The following is a 24485-nucleotide window of genomic DNA, read 5'->3' as shown; positions in this document are numbered from 1 at the left end:
GATATCTCGCGACGAAACAAGAGGATGACGACGATGAAAAAGGTACGGGCCGCCGTGATGGCGGCGCTTGCCGGGGCGTGCGCCCTGCTGACCACTGCCGCGCTGGCAGCGGGCGGCAAGGCCGACTGGGTGAGCAGCGGGGTGGGGGTGGTCGAAGACACCACCGCCGGTCTGATGAAGCTGGGAGCCCAGGTGCTGGGGGGTGGCGTGGTGGTGGTGGCGATCAGCCTTGCCATCATGCAGAAGTTTGATGTCAAGGTGATCGCGATCCTGATTGCGGCGGGGATCCTGATGATCTTCGGGCCGGACATGATCTATGCCCTGATGGGGACCTGAGCCATGAAAGCGCGGGCCGCCGTCTTTACCCATACCCAGTTGCCACTCACCCTGTTTGGCCTGCCGCCACGGCTGACGATGGTCCTGCTGGTGCTGTGCGGGGCACCGTTTGCCCTGCTGTTCGTGCTGGGGTGGACCAAAACCGGCTATGTCGGCATGCTGGGCGGCAGCATTGCCGCGCTGGTGCTGGCCTTTCGCATCGGGCGGGCTGATCCGCACATCGAAAGCGTCTGGCTGACCAGCGGTGCCTTCTGGCGGCGGCGGCCTGCGCGCACCTTGATTGCCGGGTCTCCTGATCAGGAGGCCCGCTGATGGAAACGCTGTGGCCCTTTTTCGGCTCGACGGTCGGGCTGGCCACGCTGGGGGCGGCACTGGCGGTCCCGGCGGCGCGGCGTCTGACCCTCGGCTCGGTGCAGGACGACTGGCTGTGCAACGAGCTGGAGCTTGACCACATCCAGGCCGATGGCCAGACCATCGCCTGCAAGTCGGGCACGCTGATGCGGGTGATCTCCCTGATGGGAGAGAGCTACGAAACCAAACCGTTTGAAGAACAGGTGGCGCTGTGTGCCGGTCGGCAGCAGATGCTGAACCAGATTGGCGAAATCGGCGCGGTGGTGCGCTGGTTCGGGGCCAAGCGGGAACGGGCGATTGTCCATCAGGCCACCTGGCCCGGCCCGGTGCTGGAAGACATCGGACAGGCCGAAGCGGCGCTGTTCCGCCGCTCGTATTCGATCCACTGGTACCTGATGCTGTCGGCCCGCTCGGCGCACACGCTGGACAAGGCGATGGCGCGGGCCTTGCCGCTGCTGTCGCCCTACCGGGCCGAGGTGCTGACCGTGGCGGCGGATGGCGAAGCCTGTCCGCTGACCGCCTTTGCCAACTATCTGGTCAGCGGCGAGGTCAGCCATGACCTGCCGCGCCTGTCGCGCAACCTGTCGGGGGCGCTGCCTGCTGCCGATCCGCAGTTTCGCGCCGATGGCGGCATCTGCATGAGCGTGCCGACGCCGCTGCACCAGCGCATTCTGGTGGTGCGCGGCTGGCCGGAAACGGTCGATGGCTGGCCGATGGGGCAACTGATGGCCCTGCCGGGCGAGCTGGACCTGACCCAGGTGTGCCTGCCCGAACGGCAGGAAATTGCCTCGCCGATGCTGCTGCACAAGCTGAAGGGCCTGCAATCGAACCCGTTTTCGTCCTCGGCAGCCACCGCCGACTTTGCGGCAGCCGCCGATATTGTCGGGGGTGGCGAAATCTGGTGGCGGACGCAGTTCCACATCACCCTGCGCCATCCGACGCAGGCCGGGCTGGACGAGCTGACCCGGCAGGCGAGCGACATCCTGTCGCGCCGCCGCATCCTGTATTCGGTGGAAACGAAAGGGGCGGCGGTGGCGTGGTTCAACCGCCTGCCGGAACACAACACCCTGCTGCGGCCCCTGCGGCTGTTTTCCGACGCCATCGCCGCCCTGTGGCCGCTGCCGTTCTCGCCGGTGGGCCGCCATGCCTGCCCGTGGGGTCAGGGACCGGTGCGGCAGTTCTTCACCGGCACCCGCCAGGCCTATGCCTTCCAGTTCCACATTTCCGACCGCCCGCAATCGCTGGGCAACTTTCTGGTCTTTGCCCCGTCCGGCTCCGGCAAGTCAACGGTCATCGCCCATCTGCTGGCCGGGCTGACCCGCCACGCCGGGGTGTTGTCCCTGATTCTGGACTCCAAGGAAGGCACCCGGTTCATGGTCGAGGCCTTTGGCGGGCTGTACCAGAACTTTGACAGTCTGGCGCTGAACCCGCTGGCGGTGGCCGAAGACAGCCGTCAGGGACGGCAACGGCTGTACCTGCTGCTGCGCTCGATGCTGGGCGAGGTGGCCGACGCGCCGGAAAGCGGGCCGATCCTTGATCACCTGATTGCCACCGCCCTGCAACTGCCGCCGCACCAGCGCAGCCTGTCGGCGCTGTTCGAGCCGTGCGTGCCAGCCCAGACCCGTCAGCGCGGCGCGCTGGCTGACTGGGTGGTGGACGGCAAGGGCAAGGCGGGGCGCTACAGCCATGTGTTCAACGCCGCCAAAGACAGTCTGGCCTCGTTGCTGGGGCAGGCTCCGATGGTCGGCATCAACATGAACGAAGCCCTTGAGGATGCGCGGCTGGCCCCGCCGGTGGTGGCGCACATCCTGGAAACGATCACCGCCTCGCGCCACAAGGGCTTTGCGGTGTTCATCGACGAGGCGGCCAACCTGCTGCGCAACGGGGTGTTTGCCGACTATGTGCGGGTTTTGTACCGCGAAGTGCGCAAGCAGGACGGCATTGTCGGGATGGCCTTTCAGGACCCGGCAGCCCTGCACCGCAGCGGCATTGCCGAGGCGGCGCTGGAAAACACCGCCACGCTGATTTTCTTCCCCAATACGATGGGGCGGAAGGCCGACTACGAGGTGTTCAACCTCAATGACGAGCAGAAGCAGTTCATTTTCCACAGCCCGCCCGGCTCGGGACGGCGGGTGCTGGTGGTGCGGCGCGATGCCGCCTCGGGCTACGAGGAAAGCGTGATTCTCGACGTTGACCTGTCGCAGCTGGCTGACGGCGACTGCCTGAAATACTTCCGCTCCGGCCCCGAGGCGGTGCAGCGGATGGTTGACCTGCAAACGCAATGGGGGAGCGCATGGGCGGCGCATTTGTAAGAAACCGCAGGCCGTCGCGCCGCCGTGGCCGCCGCCGCTGGCTGGGGCTGGTGGTGGTGCTGGGTCTGGGGCTGCCGACGGCGGCGATTGCCGCCTATCCGGTGGTGGACGAGCTGGGGATTGCCAAGCTGCTGGAAATCAAGCGGCAGATCATGGAAGAGGTCAAGCTGGCGACCGAGCAGGTGAAGATCCTGACCGACAGCCTGAGCTTCCTGAAGGACATCAACGGGGCAATCAACGACGTATTCGCGGCGATGGGGGAAATGTCCACCATCAAGCTGCCGATCACCTCGTTGCCGTCGATCAAGCGGCAGGCCGAAGCCAACTGGCGGTGCCTGACCCAGATGGGCGACCTGGCCCCGGACCTTGACTTTGACGACATCGACTTTGGCAGCCTGTGCGGGGCGCGCTCGGCGATCCGGGCGGCCTACTTCCTCGACCCGGTGGCGCTGTCCAAGCTGTCGATGCCGCAGCAGAACAGCCAGCGGCAGGTGGTGCAGCAACGGCGGGAAAAGCTGGTGGCCGACGCGGTGTCGGAGGCTCTGGCAGCCTCGACGGCGGCACAGAAAAAGACCCTCACCGACATGGCCAGCACGCTGGACCAGCTTCAGGGGTCTCTCGACCGGGCAAAGACGGTCAACGACCGGCTGGCGGTAATCGGCCAGATCGAACTGGCCCGCTATCAGGGGGACATCAACGACTACGCCCTGCAAGCCAGCATGCTGCGTCTGCAAGGGGCAATGGCCCTGCGGCAGATCCCGGTCAGCTCGCTGTCTCCGGCAGGCACGCCGTGATCAGGGCGTGCGGTCGGCGTGGGCGGCAGCGGTCTGCGCGGATGCGGCGTTCTGGCGCTTCTTGCGCCACTGCCAAAGGTCGAACACGACAACAAACGTTAGAAGGGAGGCAGTAATGATCAAAGATACTATCAGCTTTAGAGAAATCCAGATGCCGCCGAAGAAGAAAGCAAGAAGTTCATAAATAGTATTGTCGTTGTGTTGTGGATTGTAATTCATCGGGTCGAAACTCATCACTCACCCCCTTGAGATAGAGAAAAAGATGGCGTTTTCATGCTGGTCCTGCGGGACTCTGGACATGTACATGGCAAAGGCATCCGACTTCACAGGAAACCTGACCGAAGCCCTGATGCCTGCCATGCTGGCACTGTTCATGCCACTGGCGGGCTGCTGGGTGGTGGTCACCGGTATCCGGCTGCTTGTAGAGCCGGGGGCAGTAAAAGGCACGATTGCCCGCGACCTTTTTATCATGTTGCTGGCCTCGGTGCTACTGTCCGGGCAGGCCAACGGCCTGATCACTGACGCCTATACCGCCAGCCTTGATGTTATCGCCGGAGCAGCCGCCACCGCCTTTGACGTTGCCGGTGGCAAGCCGGTTGAAGGCTATGAAGGCATGTCGGCACTGATCGCAGCAATGGAAAGCGCCATTCAGGCGGTGCTGGAAGTGGCCGAAGGAATCACCACGGAAGGTGGCTGGAGCAACTGGGTTCCATACCTTCTGGCTGCACTGCTGGTGTTCCCCTTCATTTTGATGGTGGTGATCTATCTGGCCCATGTGGTGGTGGCACTGTTCCGCATCGTCAGCATTACCGCCATGGTGCCACTGCTGGCACTGTTCCTCGGCTTTAGCTGGGGGCGACAGATGGCAGTGGCCGGCATCAAGGGGGTGATCGGCTCGGGGCTGGTCCTCTATACCTGCACGCTGGCGATGGCCCTTTCGGTGCAGGGTGTCACCAGCCTGAAATTTCCCACCGCCGAAGACAATCTTGGTGAGTTTGCTTCCTTCAGCAATCCCGAAATGCTGATGGCGATTGCCATGGGCTTCCTCGGCATCGCGATGATGCGGGAGGCCACCGGCCTCGCCAACATGATCAGTGGCCTGCTGTTGCAGGATGGTGGTCAGCAGATGATCGTCAATGCCGCCAAGGGAGCCAGTAAGGCCAGTGCCCGAGGGGCAATTGATCTGGCCAGTTTGGCCGGAAAGTCTGTCAGCTCGGCGAGCCAGATGGCCAGCGACCGCGTCGCCCGCTGGCGCAATCCGAACCAGTAATCCCCGTCCTCACCTCCCAAAGCAGGAGCCTGTTCCCATGCCTTTCCGCCTTTCTCTCCGTCTCGGTCTTGTGGTGGCTGTCGGCCTGCTGGCTGCGGCCTGCGGCACCACCGGCAAGACCGAGTTGCAGCAGGACCAGTCCGGCAGTGACCGGATGTTGCCCTCGCCCTGTGCCTGCGAGCGTCTGGACTACCGCCCGGCCTCTTTCGTATGGAGGGCTGCCTGATGAATGATCCGTTTGCCTATCAGTCGGCCCACCGGCGGATGGCGTGGCTGCTGCGGCTGTCCACCGCCACCAACGTGGTGCTGGGGCTGTGTCTGGTGGGAGTATCGGGGGCTCTGACGGTGCTGATGCCGCTGAAGGAAGTCCGCCCGGCCCTGATCACCCTGAAGGGAGCCGAAGACCAGATCATCCACATCGAACCGCTGGAAAAGGGCGCTGCAGGCTTTGAATTGCTGCTGGAAGCGATGGCGCGGCGCTATGTCAAGAACCTGCTGGAAATCGACGACGCCACCCAGGGGCCGCGCTTCCGCGAAGCCTTCGCCATGACCACCCAGAGCTACTACAAGAAATTCCGCGACGAGCGCATCGAGAGCAAGGCCATTCAGGAGGCCCTCGACAGCGGCCTGACGCGGGAAATCCTGATCGAAAGTGCCGCCAAAGTATCGGAAAACAAGGGCATCTACACCTACGCGGTTGATTTCGTGCAGGTGGACCGGCGGCGCGGTGTCGAGGTCGAACGCAAGCCGCTGCGCGCCTATCTGGCGATGACCACCGCGCCGTCCAGCGTCGCCGCTCCCCAGCGCTATGACAATCCGCTGGGGATTGTGGTGCAGGACCTGACGCTGAAAGAAAAACGCCCGACCCCGTAACCCGCTGACCGCAGGATAACAGCATGTTTCATCGTCGCCTGATCATGGCGGCGGCCTTTGCCATGGCCGCCGTCACCGCCCCCGGCTTGTCTGTTGCCCAGACCCCGCTGGCTCCGCCCGGTGCAGGCGGGGCAGCATTTCCGCCGCAGGATGGCGGTCTTGCCACCGGCACCGCCGTCCACACTCCCAAACCACCACAGGCTACTACGGCAGCGGCGGCCAGCCCGGCCCCGGCAGCCGCCCTGCCGCCGTCCCAGCAGGCCATCGCCCAGGCCGCCAACCAGCGCGAAGGCCTGTTCACCGCGCTGGTGCGGGCCAACGGCGGGCAGATTCAGGATGCGTGGGACAAGACCGAGGAAGGGGTCCACACCTTTGCCCTGCGCGGGCAGAGCACCGTCTACAAGGTGATTGCCCGCGAGTTCATGACCACCACCATCATCCTGCCCGACGACGCCGAAATCGTCTCGGCCGACCTCGGCGACCCGGCGGGGTTCTCGGTGGCGGTGCGCACCCGCAACATGCTGGCGATCCGTCCGGCGGGCTGGGGGATGGATACCAACCTCAACATCTATACCCGCTCCGGGCTGGTCTATCCGTTCTACATCCGGGCCGAAAATGCCCAGTCCTACAACGTGCCGGACCTGCTGGTGCGCATCGAAGGCAAGGAAAAGGCCTTGCAGGCCGGGGCCTGGCTGGTTGAGCCGACCGCCAGCCCGGCGTCGGTTGCGGCCAGTCCGGCAGCCGGTGGCGTCGGCGATGCTCCGTTGCCAAAGCTGGAAAAGGCGGTGGCCGGACTGAACCAGCCGTCGGCCCCGGCGGGCGACTGGGTGCGCGCCGTGCCGTTCGATCCGTCGCGCCTGCACGGCTTTGAGGACTACGAGCTGTGGGGCGATGACGCCCTGAAGCCGGTGCGGGTGTTCCGCGACGACCGCTTCACCTACATCCAGTACGACGGGCAGTGGGATGCTGCCGAGCTGCCGACCGCCTATGTGGTGGTGGACGGCATCGACGAGGTGGTCAACACCCGCGTGCAGGGGTCCACCTACATCGTCGAAGCGGTGGCCCCGCTGATCTCGCTGAAGATCGGCAAGCGCTTCCTGTGCCTGAAATACAACGGGAAGGACTGAGGCCATGGCCCTGTGCGACATCGCGCTGGCCGTTGGCCTGACACTGGCCGGGGCCTGTGCCCCGCCGGAAGGACCACCGCCGCTGCCTGCGGGCGATGACAGCGCCTGGAACTACCAGCCGCCTGCACCGCCCCCGGCACCACCACCCGCCCCGGCTCCGCCACCACCGCCGCCGCCGATGCCGCCGGTGGTGATCGAAAAGACGGTGATCCGCGAAGTGGCGGTTCCGGCTCCGGCCCCGCCACCGCCGCCGGTGGTGCAGGTGATCCAGCCGCCCGCCCCGGAGCCCCCGCCGCCGCAAAATCCGCTGCTGCCGGAGCTGAGTGCCTCGGTGCAGGCGGCGGTGGACTATCGCCGTCAGCATGGCGGCCTGCAAGCCATCCCCGGCCCGGCGGGCAGCCCGCAGGCCGGGCCGATGGCCCCGCTGCCGGTGCTGGCTCCCTCCGGCGACCTGCCGCCGCTGACCCCGCCCGAGGAATACGAGGCCGAGGGCCGCGACAGCACCGGGCCAGTGGACAACGAGCGCATCCTGGCCGCCGACCGCAGCATCGCAGGGGTGCTGGAAACCGGCATCAACAGCCAGATCAGCGGCACCAGCGGCGGCCCGCTGGTGATCCAGGTCAGCCGCGATGTCTATGGCTATCACGGGCGGCTGATCCTGATCCCGAAGGGCTCGCGGATGCTGTGCCAGTACAAGGGCCCGGAAGACATGGGCTCGACCCGGCTGGACATCCGCTGCAACCGCATCCTGCTCGGCGGCAGCCGGGCGGAAATCTTCAACCTGAAGGCGCTGGGGACCGACCAGCAGGCGCGGATGGGGATTACCGGCGATGTCGATAGCCGGTTCCTCGAACGCTATGGCACCGCCTTTGCCCTCACCGGCATCTCGGTGGCGGTGCGGGCGGCCACCGCCATGGCCGGGTCGGCGGGCACCACCGGCAGCAGCTCGGAAAGCAGCGCCAACCAGAACAGCTCGATCACCACCGGCGGCGAGGAACTGTCGCAAAAGCTGGGCGAAATCACCGCCGCCGCGCTGGAAAAGAGCCTCGACCTCAAGCCGATCATCACCGTTCCGCAGGGCACCCGCATCACCATCCGCCCGTCGTTCGACTGGTACATCAAGCCCGCGAAATCCCCGTCCTCCGCCTCTTCATCTGCACAAGGGAAATAACCATGCGCATCAAACGCCTGTTCCACGGCTGCACCGCCGCCGTGCTGGTGCTGGGGGCCTTCGCCCTCACCCGGACAGCCCCAACCTTCGCCCAGGCGGTGGCGGTCCAGCCGTCCGTCGTTACCGGTGCGATCACCAGCGCAACCGGCACCCCTGCCGCCACCCCCGACCCTGCCGCGCTGGCCGAGGCGGAAACGGTGGTGGTGCCGGTGGTGCCGCAGGCGCAGACCCCGCTGCCTGCCGATACCGCCCTGCCGGTGAAGTTCACTCTCGGCAAGGCGGCCATTGACGGCATCGACCCCAAACTGACCGAGGGCGTCACCTTCGAGGGCTATGCCCGCAAGGTGCTGGTGCCGGTCAATGACGGCTCCACCCCCATCGGTCAGGTGCTGGTCACCGCCGTGTCAAAGGAAGAACGGGTCGAGGCCATCGACACCGAGGGCCTGAGCAGCCAGTTCAAGGTTGACGACAGCCAGCAGGACAGCCTGTGGCCGGACAGCCCGGTGGAGGTCAAGGGCAGCCGCGCCGCCCTGATTGCCGCCCTGCAACGGCTGGCTGGCGAGCCCGCCGAAGAGACGGCAGACGAAAAGGCCAAAGTAGACGGCGAAAACGGCACCTCGGGCAGCGACGGCAACAGCGGCGCGGCCTCGAACGCGGCACAGAACGACGATCTGGCCAACTACAAGGCCCCGGACGCCACCCCCGCCACCAGCAGCGAAAAGGACCCGGTGACCTCGGTCACCCTGACCACCGAAGGCTGCCAGATCCGGGTGGACGAGGCGCAAGGCATCGCCATCCAGCAAAGCCGCACCGAAACCAGCGAAGACGGCGTGGTGACCGACCGTGGCACCTGTAGCGACGGTGACAAGCGCTACAGCCTGCAAAAGAACTACTCGGCCTGCGGCGATACCCTCTCGATTGCCACCCTGACCGCCACCGCCAACTATCAGGCCTATTACGTTGATGACGGCGGTACCTCGCACCCGGTCGGCAACTGCCAGCCGGACGCCAGCACCACCTTTACCATCAGCGAAGACGGCAGCGCCTGCGCTCCGACCATTGACCTGTCCGCCGGAACCGTCACTCCCAACACCGCGCTGGTCTATACCGACCGCAGCGGCAAGAGCGTGCAGGTGCGCGGCTGTCAGCCGTCCAGCAGCAAGACCTCGCTGTCGCTGATCCAGAGCTATGGCTCCTGCCCGGACAAGGTTGACCTCAACGCCCTGACCGTCACCCGCCAGTACCGCTATACCTACAAGGATGCCAACGGCAGCCTGCAAACGGTTGGCGACTGTACGCCGGGCACCAGCACCCTGCCGGTGAGCCGCTCTTATGACGGCTGTAGCGAGAAGGTCAACAGCAGCGCCGGAACCGTCACCCGCCAGTACCGGCTGGTCTATACCGATGCCGAAGGACTGCTGCACAGCCTCAGTGACTGCCGCACCGACGGTGACAGCGCGGTGGCGTTGAAAAAGTCCCATGACGCCTGTCAGGACGAGGTGGACCTTGCCGCCCGCACCGCCCGGCGGCGCTATCAGCAGGTCTATACCGACGCCAGCGGCACCCTGCATGCCGTCTCTGACTGCACCACCGACACCGAGGCGGCGGTGATGGCGATTACCGAAGACACCACCGCCTGCCCGGCCCAGTACGATCTGGACAAGGAACTGGCGCTGCCGCAGGCGGTGCTGAAGTACACCCCGGCCAGTGGCAAGACGGTGCAGGTGCGCGGCTGCGCCGCCGCCACCGACAGCAGTGCCCAGCCGCTGACCCGCAGCTTTGAGGCCTGCACCCCGCTGGTGGACACCGGCAAGCAGACGGTCACCGCCCGCTATCAGCTGATCCATCAGGTCGATGGGGCCCAGCGGGTGGTCAGCGACTGCCGCGCCGACAGCAGCAGCACCAAAGCGCTGGTGAAGTCCTATGACGGCTGTCCGGCGGTGATTGACCTGACGGCGATGACCGCCACCCGCCGCTATACGCTGGGCTATACCGATGCCAAGGGGGTGCGCCAGACGGTTGGCGACTGCACCGCCGACCCGACGCAAACGATGATGATCACCGAAAGCGTGGAAAGCTGTCCGGTGGTGGTCGATCTGCCGGGCCGCAAGGTGCTGGTGCAGTCGTTGCTGTCCTATGACGATGCCGACGGCAGGACGGTGCAGGTGCGCGGCTGTGCGCCCGGCAGCCAGACGCTGGACATCACCGCCTTTTACGGGGCCTGCACCGATCAGGTCGATCTGGCCAGCGCGCAGGCGTGGCGGCGGTTCCAGTGGGGCTACCTCGACGCCAAAGGGGTGCAGCACACCGTCAGTGACTGCACCGTTGATACCACCAGCGTCTTTGCCATCACTGAAAACACCGCCGCCTGTCCGGTGTCGATCGAGCTTGACGCCCGGCGGGCGGTGATCCAGGCGGTGCGCTCGTACAAGGATGCCAGCGGCAAGACGGTGCAGGTGGCCGACTGTGCGCCGTCAACCACCAAAGCCGCCCTGCCGATGAGCCAGCAGGTGGCGGGCTGCTCGCTGCGCCACGACTTTACCGCCCGCAAGAGCGAAGAGCTGGGGATGTGGGTCTATACCCTCGACGGCCAGAGCTATCAGGCCACCCCCTGCCTGCCGACCGGGCGCACCTTTGACCACACCACCGTGACCTCGGCCAACGGGGCCTATATCTGTCAGCCGATCATCGTCGGGGCCAGTGTCACCGTGCAGGGCCGCGAGCGGATTACCGTCGACGGCGTGCAACAGTACATCACCGACTGTGCCCCGGTGGCCGGGTCGTCGCAGAGCCTGCAATCAACCACCGACGGCTGCATGGATGTCGCCTCGTGGAGCCACGATATCGCCGGGTCCGTCAGCTATGGACAGGAGCGGTTCTATTACCTGCGCCCCAATGGCCAGCGCGAATATGTCAGCGACTGCCAGACCAGCAGCACCCGCTATGCGCACAATCATAGCCAGTCCGGCTATGAAAACCATGACGCCTCCCTCTATGCCTACCCGCTGACCACCATCAGCATCAAGGTGAACGGCATCGACCGGGTGATCGCGGTCAATCAGGTGCTGCCGGGGGCGCAACAGCTTCCTTACGCCGATGCCGGGCGGATGAACCAGGGCACCGGTGAGTACAGCTATGAGGGCTGCGCCAAGTACGAAGACACCGTGCAGGTGGTGGCCTGGCAGCGTCCGGACGGCTCGACCTACAGCCAGCCGGTCGGGCCGGGGCCGCTGACCAGTCTGGGCGATGTCTGCACCTACATCCGTCCGGTAACGCGGGAATCGTGGGTGCCACAGTTCAGCAATGGATCCATCGCTGCTGGATCTGGCTACAACGCTGGTATCGCTGGCAGTTGTCCGTTCAAGGCCACAAGAACGGTGCTGCGCGAAGACGGGGTGGTGGTGTCACGCACCGAAGCCACCAAGGCTGCGTCATCGACGTTGATCACAACCCCCGCCGGGTTCAATGGTGATGGACAGCCGCAATACTCGTATGAGTATCGGTGTTACACCAGTTCAGCCAATGAAACGGTGATCGCCGCCTGGCTCGTGCAGTTGGGGTGGTGAGCCATGGGCCACATCCCGTCTTCCTCTGCCGTCCTTGACACCGTCCTGCGCCCGCTGGCGCGCTTTTACGATGATCCGCAAACGGTTGAAATGCGCATGTGCCGACCGGGCGCGGTGATCGTCGAGCGGCGGGGCCACGGCAAGCAGCAGATCGAGGCCGCCGAGCTGACGCTGGCGGTGATCGAAGACATCTGCCGCACGCTGGCCAACATCAACTCGGTCAACTACAGCCCGGACAGCGCCCCCAAGCTGTCGTGCATCCTGCCCGGCCTGCCGGACGGCAGCCAGCGCCACCGCTTCGAGTGCCTGACCGGGGCCAGCGTGCAAAGCAGGCTGTCGCTGGCCATCCGCTGCAAACACCGCTTTACCCCCACCTGGCAACAGGTGGGGGCAACCCCGCAGGTCGAAGCCTTCCTGCGCCGCTGCATCGAGGCCGAGGCCAACATGCTGATCAGCGGTGCCACCAACACCGGCAAAACCACCCTGCTGAACAAGCTGCTGGAGTTCCTGCCCGCCGACCGGCGGGTGATCGCCGCCGAAGACACCCCGGAACTGGACATTGCCCGCTTCTGGGACGCCGTCGGCCTGCTGGCTGCCCGCGACGATGACGGCCAGCGTGCCGGAATGGTCAGTTGGCGGCAGATGTACGACCACCTGATGCGCGCAACGCCGGACCACGTCCTGTTCGGCGAAATCAGCACCATGAACGCCTATCCGGCGCTCGGGGCGCTGAACTCCGGCATCACCGGTTTCATGTGCACCATCCACGCCGCCAGCCCGGAACAGGCCCTGACCCGCAAGTTTGACCAGAACATCGCCTGGTCCGGCCAGTCCATGCCCCGCGTCCCGGAATTCCTCGCCGAGCTGATCGACGTGGTGATCCAGATCAAGCGCACCCACGACGGCATGCGCCGCATCACCGACATCTACCTGCCCCGCACCGCCTCGTGGGTGATGCGGGACGGGGTGATGACTGACCTCACTGTTTCAGGAGAAGAAAAGCATGAATGACGCCAAAGGGAGCAATCTGCGGGTCGGTGTCCTGCCCGGACATTACCTGGACTCCGCTCCGTTCATGACCATCATGTGCTTCAGCCTGCTGGCCGTTACGCCCTATCTGCTGCCCCTGCTGGCGCTGTATCTGGTGATCTGCACCGGGGTTTTGCTGGTTTCTCTGGCTCTTCTGCGCGCCGGACGGCTTCCTCCGTTGCATGGCGAGGCTCTGGTGATGCAGCGGAAAATCCCCCTGCTGGTCTCATCGGCCCTGCCGCTGGCGGTGATCGCAGCCCTGTTGACCATCCATCCACTGGCTGTTGCCGCGCCGGACGGTGTCCCGGCGGACTGGGTGCTGGCCCTTGCCGTCATCAGCATCCAGATGTGCGCGCTGGAGGACTGTACCGCCACCATCGACCGGCTGACGACCGCCTCCGGCAACGACCACACCGGGGAAAAGGATGGCGCAGCATGAACACCATCCGTCCTTCATCAGGCGCTGGCCTGCCCTGGTGCCGTCCGGTCAAACCGACCGATGTCGCCACTCTCGCTGTACGCCTGAAAACATGCCTGCATTTTTACCTTGCCTCTGTGCCGGTCGGGACCGCCCTCAGCCTTTTGCTGCTGGGCACGTCCTTTTACCTCGCCTCTCCAACGGACGCCGTGCGCCCAATGGTTGCCATTTTTGCATATATCGCCCTGAGTGGGAGCCTGTTTTGCGGGGCAACACTCCGGGCGCTGACCATCCTGCGTGACCTGCGGGTGGTCGCCCGGTGGTACGGCGGCACCCGCACCCTGTCGCTGCTGGTCAATGCCTCCTATCCGCTGGCGCTGATGGCGGTGGTTGTTCACACCGTTGCGCCGCCGCATCAGGCCGTCTTCCTGCTCGATACCCTCGCGCTGCACATCGTCATGAGCTGCGTGGTGCGGGACGGGCTGGGCACGGTGCTGAGCGTTGCCGCTGCCGTTGAACACCCGGTCGGGGAGGCAGCACCATGATCCGTCTGTTCCTGCTGCTGTCTCCGGTGCTGATGGCGCTGATCACCGCCACCGTCTGGCGGCAGGTGTTCGGCTTTGATGTCCTTCAGCGCCCGCACTGGCAGTGGCTGAAGGCCTATGTCCATGATTACAGGACCCTGCCGGAGTTCATCGCCTGGTCCGGCTATGCGGCCGGAGGCGGGCTGCTGCTGGTGCTGGTGGTGGCTCTGGCGCTCAACAGCCGGGCGAAGGCGCGCACCGTCCATGGCGAGCACGCCGCCGAGACCCTGCACGGCTCGGCCCGCTGGGGACGCTGGCGGGATGCCGTCCTCGCCGGACTGACCGGCAGCAAGGGCGTGGTGGTCGGCGGTTTCCGCAAGGGCTGGCAGGTACGCACCCTGCGCCATGACGGGCCGGAGCACGTCCTGTGCTTTGCCCCCACCCGCTCGGGCAAGGGGGTGACGCTGGTCCTGCCAACCCTGCTCGGCGAGTGGACGGATTCCGTGGTGGTGCTCGACATCAAGGGCGAAAACCACGCCAAAAGCGCAGGCTGGCGCGCCAGCCTCGGCCACAGGATCCTGAAGTTTGAACCGGCGGCTCTGCACGGCAGCGTCAGCTTCAACCCGCTGGCCGAAATCCGCCTGGGGACCGACTTCGAGGTGTCCGACGCCCAGAACATCGCCATGATGATCATCGACCCCGACGGCAAGGGCTTGCGCGACTTCTTCATGAAGACCGGCTTTGGCTGGCTGACCGCCGGTATCCTGCACGTGATGTACCGGGTGATGAGCGAAAACCGCCGGGTGGCCAACCTGCGCGACGTGTCGCTGTACCTGTCAGCCCCGACCCGCGCCCCGACCGAAGCAGGCGGCGATGCCGTTGACGAGGAAGGGTTGACCCGCATGCTGAAGGCGATGATCGCCTTTGACCACTGCCTGAACGGTGGTGCGCGTGAGGCGGTCAACCAGTTGGTCCACACGGCGGCGCAGGAAATGCTCGACCGGGCCGGGGCCGAGCGGTCCGGGGTGCATTCCTCGGCGATTGTCGAGCTGGCGCTGTACCGTGACCCGATTGTGTCGGCCAACATCGCCCGCAGCGATTTCCGCCTGAAAGACCTGATGAACGGCGATAGCCCGGCGGCGCTGTATCTGGTGGTGCCGCCGTCCGACATCGACCGCCTGCGGCCACTGCTGCGCATCGTCATGAACCTGATCCTGCGCCGCCTGACCGCCGAAATGGCCCACACCGGCGGGCCGCTGTACCGCTACCGGCTGTTGCTGCTGCTCGACGAATTTACGTCGATTGGCAAGCTGGAAATCTTCGAGAAGGCTCTGGCGTTCATGGCGGGTTACGGCATCAAGGCCTTCCTGATCGTGCAGGACATCACCCAGCTTCAGAAGGATTACGGCAAGGAAAACAGCATCATGGGCAACTGCCATGTGCGCATTGCCTATGCCCCCAACACCGCCGAGACGGCAAAAGTCCTGTCCGACATGCTGGGCAAGACCACCGTGGTGCAGGCCAAGCGCGGAGCCTCGCGCAAAGGTCTGGAGGTGGTGGCCAGCACCTCGGACAGCCTCGCCGAAGTCGCCCGTCCCCTGCTGACCCCCGACGAGTGCATGACCCTGCCCGGCATCCGCGTCCGGGGCAAAAAGGTCATCCCCGGCGACATGCTGATCTTCTCCGCCGGGTCGCCGCCGCTCTATGGCCGCCAGAAGCTCTACTTCCAGGACCGCGAGCTGCTGCGCCGGTCGGAAATGCCGGTCCCGGCACAGGGGGCGGCGGAATGAAGGATCAACAGAAACTGTCTCCCCATGACCTTGTTGCAGCAGTCGCAGCTCTGACCGCAACCACAGCCATCACCTTCCTCGCCCCGGTTGCCAGCGTCGTTTTCAACACCAGCCTTGGCCTGTCCAGTTTTCTGATGATGGGCCTGCTGCCAACCCGGTTTTCCTCGCTGTTCTGGCTGCGCAAGGGGGCGGTGCTCACCTCGCTGATTGCCCTGTTCTGGTACCAGCAGGCCCGGCAGGTCAGCGGCCTGTCCGACAACGGCTTTTTCTGCCTGCTGTCGTCCTCTGCCCCTGTTCCCGCCGAGCTGTGGGTTTCCCTCGCCTTTGCCGTCATCGCTGGCGCACAGGCCGCGTTGGCGGTGCTGACGCTCGTTTCCGCCCTGCCGCTCAAAAGAAAGGACTGAACGCCATGCGCTTGATTATCGCTGAAAAACCCGCCGTTGCGGCAGCCATCGCCGCTGCCTTTGGCGGAGGATCAAAGACCGCCTCAGCCTACCGCCTGCCCAACGGCGATGCGGTGAGCTGGCTGTATGGCCACATCATCCGGCTCGGCGAACCCGACGAACACGATGAAAAATACAAACGCTGGTCACTGGCAGACCTGCCGATCCGCTGGCCGGTGAAGCTCTATCTCCAGCCCGAACATAAAGCCCATTACGAGGCCATTGTCGCCCTTGCCCAACAGGCCGACGAGCTGGTCCATGCCGGTGATCCCGATCCCGAAGGGCAGCGGTTGGTTGACGAGGTGATCGAGTACGCCGGTCTGACCGACAAACCGTGCAAGCGGGTGCTGATCAACGACAACAACCCCGGCCCGATCCGTGCCGCCTTTCAGGCGATGCGCGACAATGCCGACTATCAGCCTCTCTCCCTGTCCGCACTGGCGCGGGCGGTCAGTGACCAGAGGTATGGCTTCAACATGACCCGCGCCTGCACGCTGGCGGCGCGGGCAAAAGGCGTCGATGGCGTGCTGTCGGTCGGGCGGGTACAGACCCCGATCCTCGGGCTGGTGGTCGCCCGCGACAAGGCCCATGAAGGCCACACGAAGAGCCATTACTACACCGTCAAGGCCACGCTGTCGGTCGGGGGCCAGGAGGTTGCCGCCACCTGCCAGCCGGGCAAGGATGATCCGGTGGACGACAAAGGCCGTCTGACCAATCCCGCTGTTGCACAGGCGATGGTCAACAGTCTGCGCGGCCAGACCACCACCGTGCAGGTGGCGACCACCACCGCCCGGCAACAGGCCGCACCGCTGCCCTATAACCTGCTGGCCTTGCAGGCTGACGCTGCCGGAGCCTATCGGTATAGCCCCAAGCAGGTGATGGAAATCACCCAGTCCCTGCGCGACAAGCACAATGCCATCACCTACAACCGCTCGGACTGCCGCTATTTGAATGGCGAACGTCATGCCGAAGCCCCGGCGCTGCTGGCGGCTCTGGCCGGAGCGTTTGGCGAGCTGGTGGCCGGAGCAACCCCGACGCTGCGCAGCAAGGCCTTTGACAGCAGCAAGGTCACCGCCCACCACGCCATCATCCCGACCGAACGGGTGCCCGATCTGGCGGCGCTGAGCAAGGACGAGGCCCGCATTTACCAGATGATCGTCCGGCAGTACGTGGCGCAGTTCTACCCGCCAGAACAGTGGCGGTCCACCGAAGTGGTTTTCTCGGCCAACGGCCACACACTGAAGGCCACCGGTCGGGTTGATGTGGCCGCTGGCTGGCGGCTGTTGTACGGCAAGGAAGAGGTTGACGCAGCCGAAGACGATCAGGAAGGCAGCAGCAACAATCTCGAAGCCCTGAAGCGGGGCAATCAGGGAGTTGTGAAAGACGCTGCCAGTCAACAGGGCACCACCAAGCCGCCGCCGCGCTACACCATGAAAACCCTGCTGCAAGACCTGACAAAAGTCTCGAAGTACGTCACCGATCCGAAAATCAGGGCGTTGCTGCTGGCAAAGGATGCCGACAAGCAGGACGAAGCGGGCGGTATCGGCACTCCGGCCACGCGGGACAGCCACATCGAAACCCTCTTTAAGCGGGGCTTTGTCGAAGAAAAGGGCGCGGCACTGGTCTCCACAAAACTGGGCCGCTCGTTCCACGATGCCTTGCCAGACCTTGCCGTCAAGCCCGATCTCACCGCCCTGTGGGACGAGCAGCAGCGGCAAATCGAAGCCGGTGTCATGGACTTCCGCACGGTGATCAAGGGGGTGGACGCCACCATCGCCGCCGAAGTCGCCCGCATCAAGGAACACGGCCTGAGCATCACCAGCACGGCACCGCTTTGCCCGGTCTGTGGCAAAGGCCACCTGCGCAAACGCAGCAGCAGCAAGGGCGATTTCTGGGCCTGCTCGGCCTATCCCGCCTGCAAGGCGACTTATCCCGATACCAAGGGCAAGCCGGACCTGAGCCCGCGCAAAGCCACCTCGAAACACAAGCCCGGCAAGGCCGTGGCCTCTTAATTAGGAGAAAGAGCATGTCTGGTTGTTTGAACCGCGTCACCCTGATCGGCTACCTCGGCGGTGATCCCGAACAGCGCACCACCCAGGCCGGGGAAGCGGTTGTCAGTTTTACCCTGGCAACCACCGATAGCTGGAAAGACCGCAACAGCGGTGAAAAACGCGACCGCACCGAATGGCACCGGGTCGTGGTGTTCAATTCGGGTCTGGTCAAAGTGGCCGGGCAGTACCTCAAAAAGGGCAGCAAAGCCTTTGTCGAGGGAGAGCTGCGCACCCGCAGATGGACCGATCAGAACGGAACCGAACGCTTTGCAACCGAAGTCATCCTCAGCCAGCTCCTGCTGCTCGACCGGGCTGGCTCCCCTGATGGTGGAATGACTAATGGCGTCCAGTGATGACGGCAACGAAGTCGGGAATTTTACCTGCTGTTGAGCATCGTTTCCTGCACGTAAGCAGCCCTGACCGTCCATCTTTCTGAAAAAGGTATTTCGCCATGTCTGACTTCAACAACGACAACGACAACGACAACGACAAAACAGAACAGAACCTGCGGCAGGCTGCCGCCCTCGTGGACCAGCAGCTTGATGCCGGTCAGATGGTCGAGGTTGACCCAGAGCTGGCCGAGTTCATGGGCATCATCCCCGACGACGATTTCCCGGCTGACGACGCGCTGGAGGCGCACCTGTTCCCCTATGGCCGTCCTGACGACGAGAAAGGGGGTGAAGCATGAGCGACGCCCCCCGCAAAACTCCGCCTGCCTCTTCCTTCCGCCAGAAAGTCGCCGAAGAGCTGATCCGGCGGCTGGAGGAAGGCACCGCGCCGTGGCAGCACTTCGTCAAGCCGGGGCTGATCAAGGAGCCCCCGTTCAATCCCGTCTCCGGCACCGTCTATCGCGGTGGCAACCAGATGTGGCTGTCCATGCACGATTCCTACGACCCGCGCTGGATGACCTATAATCAGGCGGCAAGCGTCGGCGCGCAGGTCCGCAAGGGGGCGCGAGGCGTCCCGATTGAGTTCTGGAAAACCCATGAACAGCGCGTGCTCCGTGATGAACATGGCAAGCCGATCCTCGGTGAGGACGGCAAGCCGCAAAAGGCCACCTACGAGCTGACACGCCCGATTGCCCAGCGGTTCGTGGTGTTCAACGCCAGCCAGATTGATGGCCTGCCTCCCTACAAAGCCCCGGAGCTGAGCTTTGACCCCATCGAGCGGGCCGAAGGCCTGCTGGCCGGGGCCGGTGTGCCGATCCACCACGACACCCAGGACCGGGCCTTTTACCGTGGCGGGAAGGTTGATGAAATCCATCTGCCCCGGCGCGAGCACTTTAAGGACGCCGCGCAGTATTACGCCACCGCCCTGCACGAGCTGGGCCACGCCACCGGCCATTCCAGCCGCCTGAACAGGGACCTGTCCGGGCCGTTCGGCTCGGAGAAATACGCCCGTGAAGAGCTGCGAGCGGAAATTTCCTCGTTGATGGTGGCGCAAACGCTGGGGATTGGTCACAACCCCGGCAACCATGCCGCCTATGTGGCGTCGTGGATCAAGGTGCTGAAGGACGATCCGAACGAGATTTTCCGCGCCGCCCGTGATGCCGAAGTGATCCAGACGTGGGTGCTGGAGCCTGAAAAGCGGCAGGAGCTGCACCAGCGCCATGCCTCGACCAAGACCCAAAGCGTCAGGGAGGCCAAAGGAATGGAGCAGTCCCAGGACACCCCCACCGCGACCCGCGTTTACTTGCAGGTGCCGTTCAAGGAAAAGGATGCGGCCAAGGCTGCCGGTGCCCGCTGGGACAAGTTCGTGCAAAAATGGTACGCGCCGGAAGGGGCCGACATGGCCGCCCTTGCCCAGTGGCAGAAGCAGCCGGAAACCGCCGCCACCAAGTCCCCGGAAGCCGCTCCGGCTGATGAGGTGCAACAGCCGACAGAAAAGGTCTGGCTGGCGGTGCCCTATCAGGAGCGGCTGGCCGCCAAACAGGCGGGGGCGAAGTGGGACAAGGCTGCCAAATCATGGTACGCGCCGGAAGGCACCGACCGGGCGGCGCTGACGCCATGGCTGCCAATACAGGCGCAGGCGGCTCCGGTCGAGCGTTCGCCGGTCGAACAGTTCGCCGAGGCTTTGGCTGTCCACGGGCTGGAGCTGAAGGGCGCGCCGGTGATGGATGGTCAGTGGCACCGGGTGCCAGTGACCGGCGACCGACAGGGCCAGCTTTCCGGCAGCTATCGCGGCTTTCTGGATGGCGTTGCCAACGGGCAGATGGTCAACTTCAAGCAGGGCGGCGAGGCCATCCAGTGGACCGCCGCCTCGGTGGCAATTTCGCCTGAGCAACGCGCCGCACTGGCCGCCGAGGCTGCCGAACGGGCTGCGGCCCGGCAGTCCGGGCTGGAGGCCGCCCACGCCGCCGCCGCCCGTGCTGCTTATGGTATCTGGCGCAATGCTCCGCAATGGGCCAACCGCGACAACAGCCCCTATCTGGCCGCCAAGAACGTCCATGGGTACGGGGTGAAGGTCGATGCCGAAGGCCGTTTGCTGGTGCCGCTGCGCGACAGTGACGGCCATCTGCACAACCTGCAAACCATCGGCCAGCGCAGCGAGGATGGGCCGGGCAAGACCTTCCTCAAGAACGGCAGGAAAACGGGGCTGTTCCACCTGATCGACCCGCACAAGCAGGCGGGCAAAGTCCCGATGGTGGTGGCCGAGGGCTATGCCACCGCCGCCGAAGTCCATCAGGCCACCGGCCTGCCGGTCGCCGTCGCCTTTGACAGCGGCAATTTGCGTCCAGTGGCCGAGGCCCTGAAAGCTGCCTGGCCGCAGGTGCCGCTGATGATCGCCGGTGACAATGATCACCACCTCGAAAACCGCCCCGGACAGGTGAACGTGGGCAAGGTCAAGGCCACCGAAGCCGCTCAGGCAGTGGCAGGGACGCTGGCCTTACCACAGCTTACCACAGCCCAGCAGGCCAAAGGCCTGACCGACTGGAACGACCTGGCCCAGGACCAGGGCAAAGCCGCCGTCGCCGCCGCCCTCGCCCCGCTGGTCGCCACCCTGCGCCAGCAGCAAGGCGTCCGGCTCCAGCAGGATCAGCAGCAAGCCCAAACCGCCCGCCAGAGCAAACAGGCCGGTCAGGGCATGGCTTTGGGGCTGTGACATGGAACTCCGCAGCGCCCTGCTGAAAGCCTACGTCACCGTACAGGAAAAAAAGGCCCTCGAAGCCGAAGCCGCCAGACGCGGCATCACCCTCTCCGACCTGCTGAGGGCCGCCGCCCTCGCCGAATTGCAGAAGGCCAGGGCCGAACAGGGCGAATGACCCAAACAACAGACCCGAGGGGCATGGGGGTGCCTCTCGGGTCCATGGAGACAGTCATGACAGAAACGTCGAACCCCGCTCATCCCACGCCATTTCAACGCTCGCTGGTTCAGGCGATGGGGAAGATTTTCCTGTGGATCAGGCTGGCTGCCAGCGAGCCCGCCCCAGGCCGGGTTATTGCCGGGCTGTATGTCGATCTGCACAAGGCCGAGGGCCCGAGTGCCTGCCGCATTCCGGGGAATGTGCCCGACGGCCAAAAGATCGCCTTCGTCCTCTCTGATCTCGCCCACAACATGGCCGATGTTGTTAGCGGGAAGAATGACTTCTTTGCTGCCGAATACTTTGCCCATGAATGCCAGCGGGTAGCCCGGATGGAGTTCGCCGCCCAGTGTTGGGGGCGGATATCTGCCGGGCTGCTGAAGTTGGCGGAAGCTTTTAATGCCGCATCGGCCACTGGGGAATCAGGAGGCACGGATGCCTGATGTCATCGCCCGCCTTGAGCAGGCTCTGCGCCGCAATCCCGATTGCTATACCGGCCTGCTGATCCGGCAGCGGGCTTTTCATGTCGAGAAAGGGCCGTCAGGAGATCAGGAAGCGCTTGCGCTTATCTATGCTGATGATCCGGGCCTCTCAAAATACTGGTACGGACATGTTCAGCGCCACCCGTCAAAGCCGGGCTTTGTGGCCTGTCTGGTTTGGACAGAAATCTTCATCAATGGCGACTGCCCAGAGACACTTTTTGCCCGTTTCCATTACTGGGTCAAAGATCGCCTGAATTATGAACCGTGTACCGTTCAGTATCCCGGTGATGCCTTCCATCATGCCCCGACATTTGCGCAAGCGGTCGCGGGCATGGAAGTGATTATTCAGAGATTTAATCTCGATAAAAGATGGCCTCCAGACGAAATGGATACCCAACCCGTTGAGTTCAGGATTCTGGATGTTTACGGCATGGAGAACATCAAAGATGCAGACGGATGTTGGCCGCCTGTTCCTATGAGGGTGGTTTCAGGGATCGTAGAAGAGCCTGCGGAATCCAGGACGTGTCCCCGGCTTTTTGTATCATTGCCTCCGCCGTAACTGGATACGGGTTATCTGATGCAGCGATTTCATTTCCGCTATCGGAGAACACCTTTTTGAGGGTGCAAGACGATGTTCCCCACATAGACGAAATTTTGCTTCCTCGCGGTTTATGCAAAATGAAATGAAATCCATACTCCAGCTTTTGAGGGCTGGGTCGTGTCCTAAAATTCTCCAAAGAAAGAAGAATATAGGGGATGGCCCAGACCTTTATGCCTGCGTAGCACCAAATTTTTTTCTGGTCTGCCCTTTGAAGCATTTTTTGCCATTGAGGGACAGGGAGATTGCCTTTGCGGCACATACTCAAGCAAAACGCATATGCATATCGAAGGTTCGTATCTTCGAAAAAGAGCTCCCTGATTCTTTGCCCTCGTGCAAAGTCCCAACCATCGGGTTCAAGGGACTTCAGGCGCGCATTGCGTGCGGCCAATACGCAGTCATCCAAGGGATCGATACCCTCTTTCAGTTCCCTGTGGTGAAAACTTGAGGATGTTCGGAGGCTATGGACTGCATGCAAAAACAATGGCTCATCGCATGAGGGGCAGTATGGAACGATCCCTAACGCATTATAAAGAGATGTTCCCCTGAGGATGAATTCTTCCGGGGTTACAAGGGGACCATGTGGTTTTCCATAACAGGCTTCCTCCATTATCCACCTCCGTTAAGCAATGGGATATGCATTGACGTTATCACTCTCATAGAGGCAACATGTTAATATACTTCTATATTTGGTAATGTTCTACAACCCAAGGATTGGCGTAGATGCCAACGCCAGTTTGGTCCATTATTGAAATGGTACGCTAATAGCGTACAAATCCCCTTGCCGATACTACGCTATTAGCGTATCATCTTTCGTATGGACAGCACGCGAAACATCACCTTCGATCCCTCAAAAGAGGCTGTAAATCAGGAAAAGCATGGGGTTTCCCTTGCTCTTCTGGAAGCTGTCCTTAAGGGAGAAGTCACGACCTTCCCCGATGACCGCAGGGATTATGGTGAACCCCGGTTCGTCACCTTCGGTTACGTTGAGCAGCGGCTTTACGTTGGTGTCTGGACCCCTCGCGGTGACACTTTCCGGGCCATTTCGGTGCGCAAGGCGAACAGCAAGGAGCAAAAACGCTATGGCTGATGATGATTTTGAAGACTGGGACGACAATCCAGACTGGAGTGACTACCCGGCCAAGCCGCTGGATGCAGCGGGCCAATTGCTGACAGCCAGGGCCAGACTGGGCTTATCCCAAAAGGAGATGGCCAGCCTGCTGGGAATTTCCATTGGAACGTTGCGAAACTGGGAACAGCGCAGGACTGATCCCGATGGTCCGGGAAAGGCTCTCATCAGCCTGATTTATCGGCATCCCGAAGAGATATGCACCTGGCTGTCGGTCGCCTGATTTCTTCTGCCGTCCATCACTCACTTTGCCTCCTGCAGGAAGGGAACACCCATGAGCACCGGCGACCCTGACCATTTTCCTATTGTTGAAGACTTTGACCGCCTGCCATTCACAGCGGTTGAGGATCTTTTGAAGGCTGGCATTCCCGCCTACTTTGCAGACCCTCGCTTTCCCGAAGGCTACGTCAGGGCCAACCCTGATGGCACGCGCACCCTGATCCGTTTCAACGGCGAAGACTGGGAGGATGTGCGGCAGTTATGAGCAAGACCCTATGGATCATTGCTGGTCCAAACGGATCGGGCAGAAACATAGTGGTGAGGCGGCACAATCCCCATGGCCTGCCCGTTCCAAACCCGGATGGCGGTGAAGGTAAACGCCGATGGGCACTTGCTGGTGCCGTTGCGTGACAGTGACGGCCATCAGCACAACCTGCAAACCATCGGCCAGCGCAGCGAGGGGCCGGGGAAGACCTTCCTGAAAGGAGGCCGCAAGACCGGCCTGTTCCACCTGATCGACCCGCACAAGCAGGTCGGCAAAGTCCCGATGGTGGTCGCCGAGGGCTATGCCACAGCCGCCGAAGGTGACCGATCATCACCTGTCAGCTTTACCACACCAGCCGATACTTGCATCCATTCATTGATTTAATATAATTGAATCTACTCAAGATCATTGCCAGTACACTTATCATGAGGAAGCC

At 63.5% G+C, this 24485-nt stretch carries 27 protein-coding genes; 26 read left to right on the top strand and 1 reads right to left on the bottom strand.

What is annotated here, in order from left to right; genetic code table 11:
• The first annotated feature begins 33 nt into the window (after positions 1 to 33).
• Genes BW995_RS11665 through BW995_RS11650 form a run of 4 tightly spaced genes read left to right on the top strand, consistent with a single transcriptional unit; the run spans position 34 to position 3793 of the window.
• Positions 34 to 336 (top strand): hypothetical protein, encoded by a 303-nt coding sequence (locus BW995_RS11665; protein WP_076400583.1) that lies wholly within the window; start codon positions 34 to 36, stop codon positions 334 to 336.
• 3 nt (positions 337 to 339) lie between these two features.
• The gene (locus tag BW995_RS11660) at positions 340 to 648 is read left to right on the top strand and encodes a hypothetical protein (protein WP_076400582.1); all 309 of its coding nucleotides are present in this window, start codon (positions 340 to 342) and stop codon (positions 646 to 648) included.
• The gene (locus BW995_RS11655) at positions 648 to 2999 is read left to right on the top strand and encodes a VirB4 family type IV secretion system protein (RefSeq protein ID WP_076400581.1); all 2352 of its coding nucleotides are present in this window, start codon (positions 648 to 650) and stop codon (positions 2997 to 2999) included. Before BW995_RS11660 ends, BW995_RS11655 begins: the two co-directional genes overlap by 1 nt.
• Positions 2981 to 3793, top strand: coding sequence for a hypothetical protein (locus BW995_RS11650; protein WP_076400580.1), 813 nt, complete (start codon positions 2981 to 2983; stop codon positions 3791 to 3793). Before BW995_RS11655 ends, BW995_RS11650 begins: the two co-directional genes overlap by 19 nt.
• Here the strand turns inward: BW995_RS11650 and BW995_RS11645 are convergent, their stop codons facing one another.
• Entirely contained in the window at positions 3794 to 4027 is a 234-nt protein-coding gene (locus tag BW995_RS11645; protein WP_076400579.1) for a hypothetical protein, read from the bottom strand.
• Positions 4028 to 4097: 70 nt separating this feature from the next.
• Between BW995_RS11645 and BW995_RS11640 the strand changes: the two genes are divergently transcribed.
• From BW995_RS11640 to BW995_RS11535, 22 genes are all read left to right on the top strand, one after another.
• Positions 4098 to 5063 carry a type IV secretion system protein gene (locus tag BW995_RS11640; RefSeq protein WP_175617057.1) on the top strand — a complete coding sequence of 322 codons (966 nt, stop codon included), beginning with the start codon at positions 4098 to 4100 and terminating at the stop codon, positions 5061 to 5063.
• 37 nt (positions 5064 to 5100) lie between these two features.
• Positions 5101 to 5289 carry a hypothetical protein gene (locus tag BW995_RS11635; RefSeq protein ID WP_076400577.1) on the top strand — a complete coding sequence of 63 codons (189 nt, stop codon included), beginning with the start codon at positions 5101 to 5103 and terminating at the stop codon, positions 5287 to 5289.
• Positions 5289 to 5936, top strand: a complete 648-nt coding sequence (locus tag BW995_RS11630; protein WP_076400576.1) for a VirB8/TrbF family protein — start codon at positions 5289 to 5291, stop codon at positions 5934 to 5936. The genes BW995_RS11635 and BW995_RS11630 overlap by 1 nt, the downstream gene beginning before the upstream one ends.
• 23 nt (positions 5937 to 5959) lie before the next feature.
• Complete coding sequence (locus BW995_RS11625; RefSeq protein ID WP_076400575.1) at positions 5960 to 7063, top strand: TrbG/VirB9 family P-type conjugative transfer protein; 1104 nt, start codon at positions 5960 to 5962, stop codon at positions 7061 to 7063.
• Between the two features lie 4 nt (positions 7064 to 7067).
• Complete coding sequence (locus BW995_RS11620) at positions 7068 to 8234, top strand: TrbI/VirB10 family protein (protein WP_076400574.1); 1167 nt, start codon at positions 7068 to 7070, stop codon at positions 8232 to 8234.
• 2 nt (positions 8235 to 8236) lie between these two features.
• Positions 8237 to 11800: a hypothetical protein gene (locus BW995_RS11615; protein WP_076400573.1), complete on the top strand. Its 3564-nt coding sequence runs from the start codon at positions 8237 to 8239 to the stop codon at positions 11798 to 11800.
• 3 nt (positions 11801 to 11803) lie between these two features.
• Positions 11804 to 12811, top strand: a complete 1008-nt coding sequence (locus BW995_RS11610; RefSeq protein WP_076400572.1) for a CpaF/VirB11 family protein — start codon at positions 11804 to 11806, stop codon at positions 12809 to 12811.
• Positions 12804 to 13268 carry a hypothetical protein gene (locus BW995_RS11605; RefSeq protein ID WP_076400571.1) on the top strand — a complete coding sequence of 155 codons (465 nt, stop codon included), beginning with the start codon at positions 12804 to 12806 and terminating at the stop codon, positions 13266 to 13268. The genes BW995_RS11610 and BW995_RS11605 overlap by 8 nt, the downstream gene beginning before the upstream one ends.
• Positions 13265 to 13792, top strand: coding sequence for a hypothetical protein (locus BW995_RS11600; RefSeq protein WP_076400570.1), 528 nt, complete (start codon positions 13265 to 13267; stop codon positions 13790 to 13792). The genes BW995_RS11605 and BW995_RS11600 overlap by 4 nt, the downstream gene beginning before the upstream one ends.
• Positions 13789 to 15561 (top strand): type IV secretory system conjugative DNA transfer family protein, encoded by a 1773-nt coding sequence (locus tag BW995_RS11595; protein ID WP_076400569.1) that lies wholly within the window; start codon positions 13789 to 13791, stop codon positions 15559 to 15561. The genes BW995_RS11600 and BW995_RS11595 overlap by 4 nt, the downstream gene beginning before the upstream one ends.
• Complete coding sequence (locus tag BW995_RS11590) at positions 15558 to 15965, top strand: hypothetical protein (protein WP_076400568.1); 408 nt, start codon at positions 15558 to 15560, stop codon at positions 15963 to 15965. The genes BW995_RS11595 and BW995_RS11590 overlap by 4 nt, the downstream gene beginning before the upstream one ends.
• A 5-nt stretch (positions 15966 to 15970) precedes the next feature.
• Positions 15971 to 18016 carry a DNA topoisomerase gene (locus BW995_RS11585; protein WP_076400567.1) on the top strand — a complete coding sequence of 682 codons (2046 nt, stop codon included), beginning with the start codon at positions 15971 to 15973 and terminating at the stop codon, positions 18014 to 18016.
• 14 nt (positions 18017 to 18030) lie between these two features.
• A complete protein-coding gene (gene ssb / locus BW995_RS11580) occupies positions 18031 to 18408 on the top strand; it encodes a single-stranded DNA-binding protein (RefSeq protein WP_084194788.1) in 378 nt (125 codons plus the stop codon).
• Between the two features lie 98 nt (positions 18409 to 18506).
• Complete coding sequence (locus BW995_RS11575) at positions 18507 to 18743, top strand: hypothetical protein (RefSeq protein WP_076400565.1); 237 nt, start codon at positions 18507 to 18509, stop codon at positions 18741 to 18743.
• Positions 18740 to 21157: a zincin-like metallopeptidase domain-containing protein gene (locus BW995_RS11570; RefSeq protein WP_076400564.1), complete on the top strand. Its 2418-nt coding sequence runs from the start codon at positions 18740 to 18742 to the stop codon at positions 21155 to 21157. The genes BW995_RS11575 and BW995_RS11570 overlap by 4 nt, the downstream gene beginning before the upstream one ends.
• A gap of 1 nt (position 21158) precedes the next feature.
• On the top strand, positions 21159 to 21317 hold the full coding sequence (locus BW995_RS20785) for a plasmid mobilization protein (protein ID WP_175617056.1): 159 nt from the start codon (positions 21159 to 21161) through the stop codon (positions 21315 to 21317).
• A 56-nt stretch (positions 21318 to 21373) separates the two neighbouring features.
• Complete coding sequence (locus BW995_RS11565; RefSeq protein WP_139332875.1) at positions 21374 to 21799, top strand: hypothetical protein; 426 nt, start codon at positions 21374 to 21376, stop codon at positions 21797 to 21799.
• The gene (locus tag BW995_RS11560) at positions 21792 to 22397 is read left to right on the top strand and encodes a hypothetical protein (protein ID WP_076400562.1); all 606 of its coding nucleotides are present in this window, start codon (positions 21792 to 21794) and stop codon (positions 22395 to 22397) included. The genes BW995_RS11565 and BW995_RS11560 overlap by 8 nt, the downstream gene beginning before the upstream one ends.
• 856 nt (positions 22398 to 23253) lie before the next feature.
• Positions 23254 to 23526 (top strand): BrnT family toxin, encoded by a 273-nt coding sequence (locus tag BW995_RS11550; RefSeq protein WP_076400560.1) that lies wholly within the window; start codon positions 23254 to 23256, stop codon positions 23524 to 23526.
• Positions 23519 to 23788 carry a helix-turn-helix domain-containing protein gene (locus BW995_RS11545; RefSeq protein WP_076400559.1) on the top strand — a complete coding sequence of 90 codons (270 nt, stop codon included), beginning with the start codon at positions 23519 to 23521 and terminating at the stop codon, positions 23786 to 23788. Before BW995_RS11550 ends, BW995_RS11545 begins: the two co-directional genes overlap by 8 nt.
• Before the next feature lie 51 nt (positions 23789 to 23839).
• Complete coding sequence (locus tag BW995_RS11540; RefSeq protein ID WP_076400558.1) at positions 23840 to 24049, top strand: hypothetical protein; 210 nt, start codon at positions 23840 to 23842, stop codon at positions 24047 to 24049.
• 72 nt (positions 24050 to 24121) lie between these two features.
• The gene (locus BW995_RS11535; RefSeq protein WP_076400557.1) at positions 24122 to 24433 is read left to right on the top strand and encodes a hypothetical protein; all 312 of its coding nucleotides are present in this window, start codon (positions 24122 to 24124) and stop codon (positions 24431 to 24433) included.
• The last annotated feature ends 52 nt before the right edge of the window (positions 24434 to 24485 follow it).

Source organism: Insolitispirillum peregrinum (genome assembly GCF_900156605.1).
Taxonomy (GTDB): domain Bacteria; phylum Pseudomonadota; class Alphaproteobacteria; order Rhodospirillales; family Rhodospirillaceae; genus Insolitispirillum; species Insolitispirillum peregrinum.
This window is presented reverse-complemented; position numbering and strand designations above follow the sequence as displayed.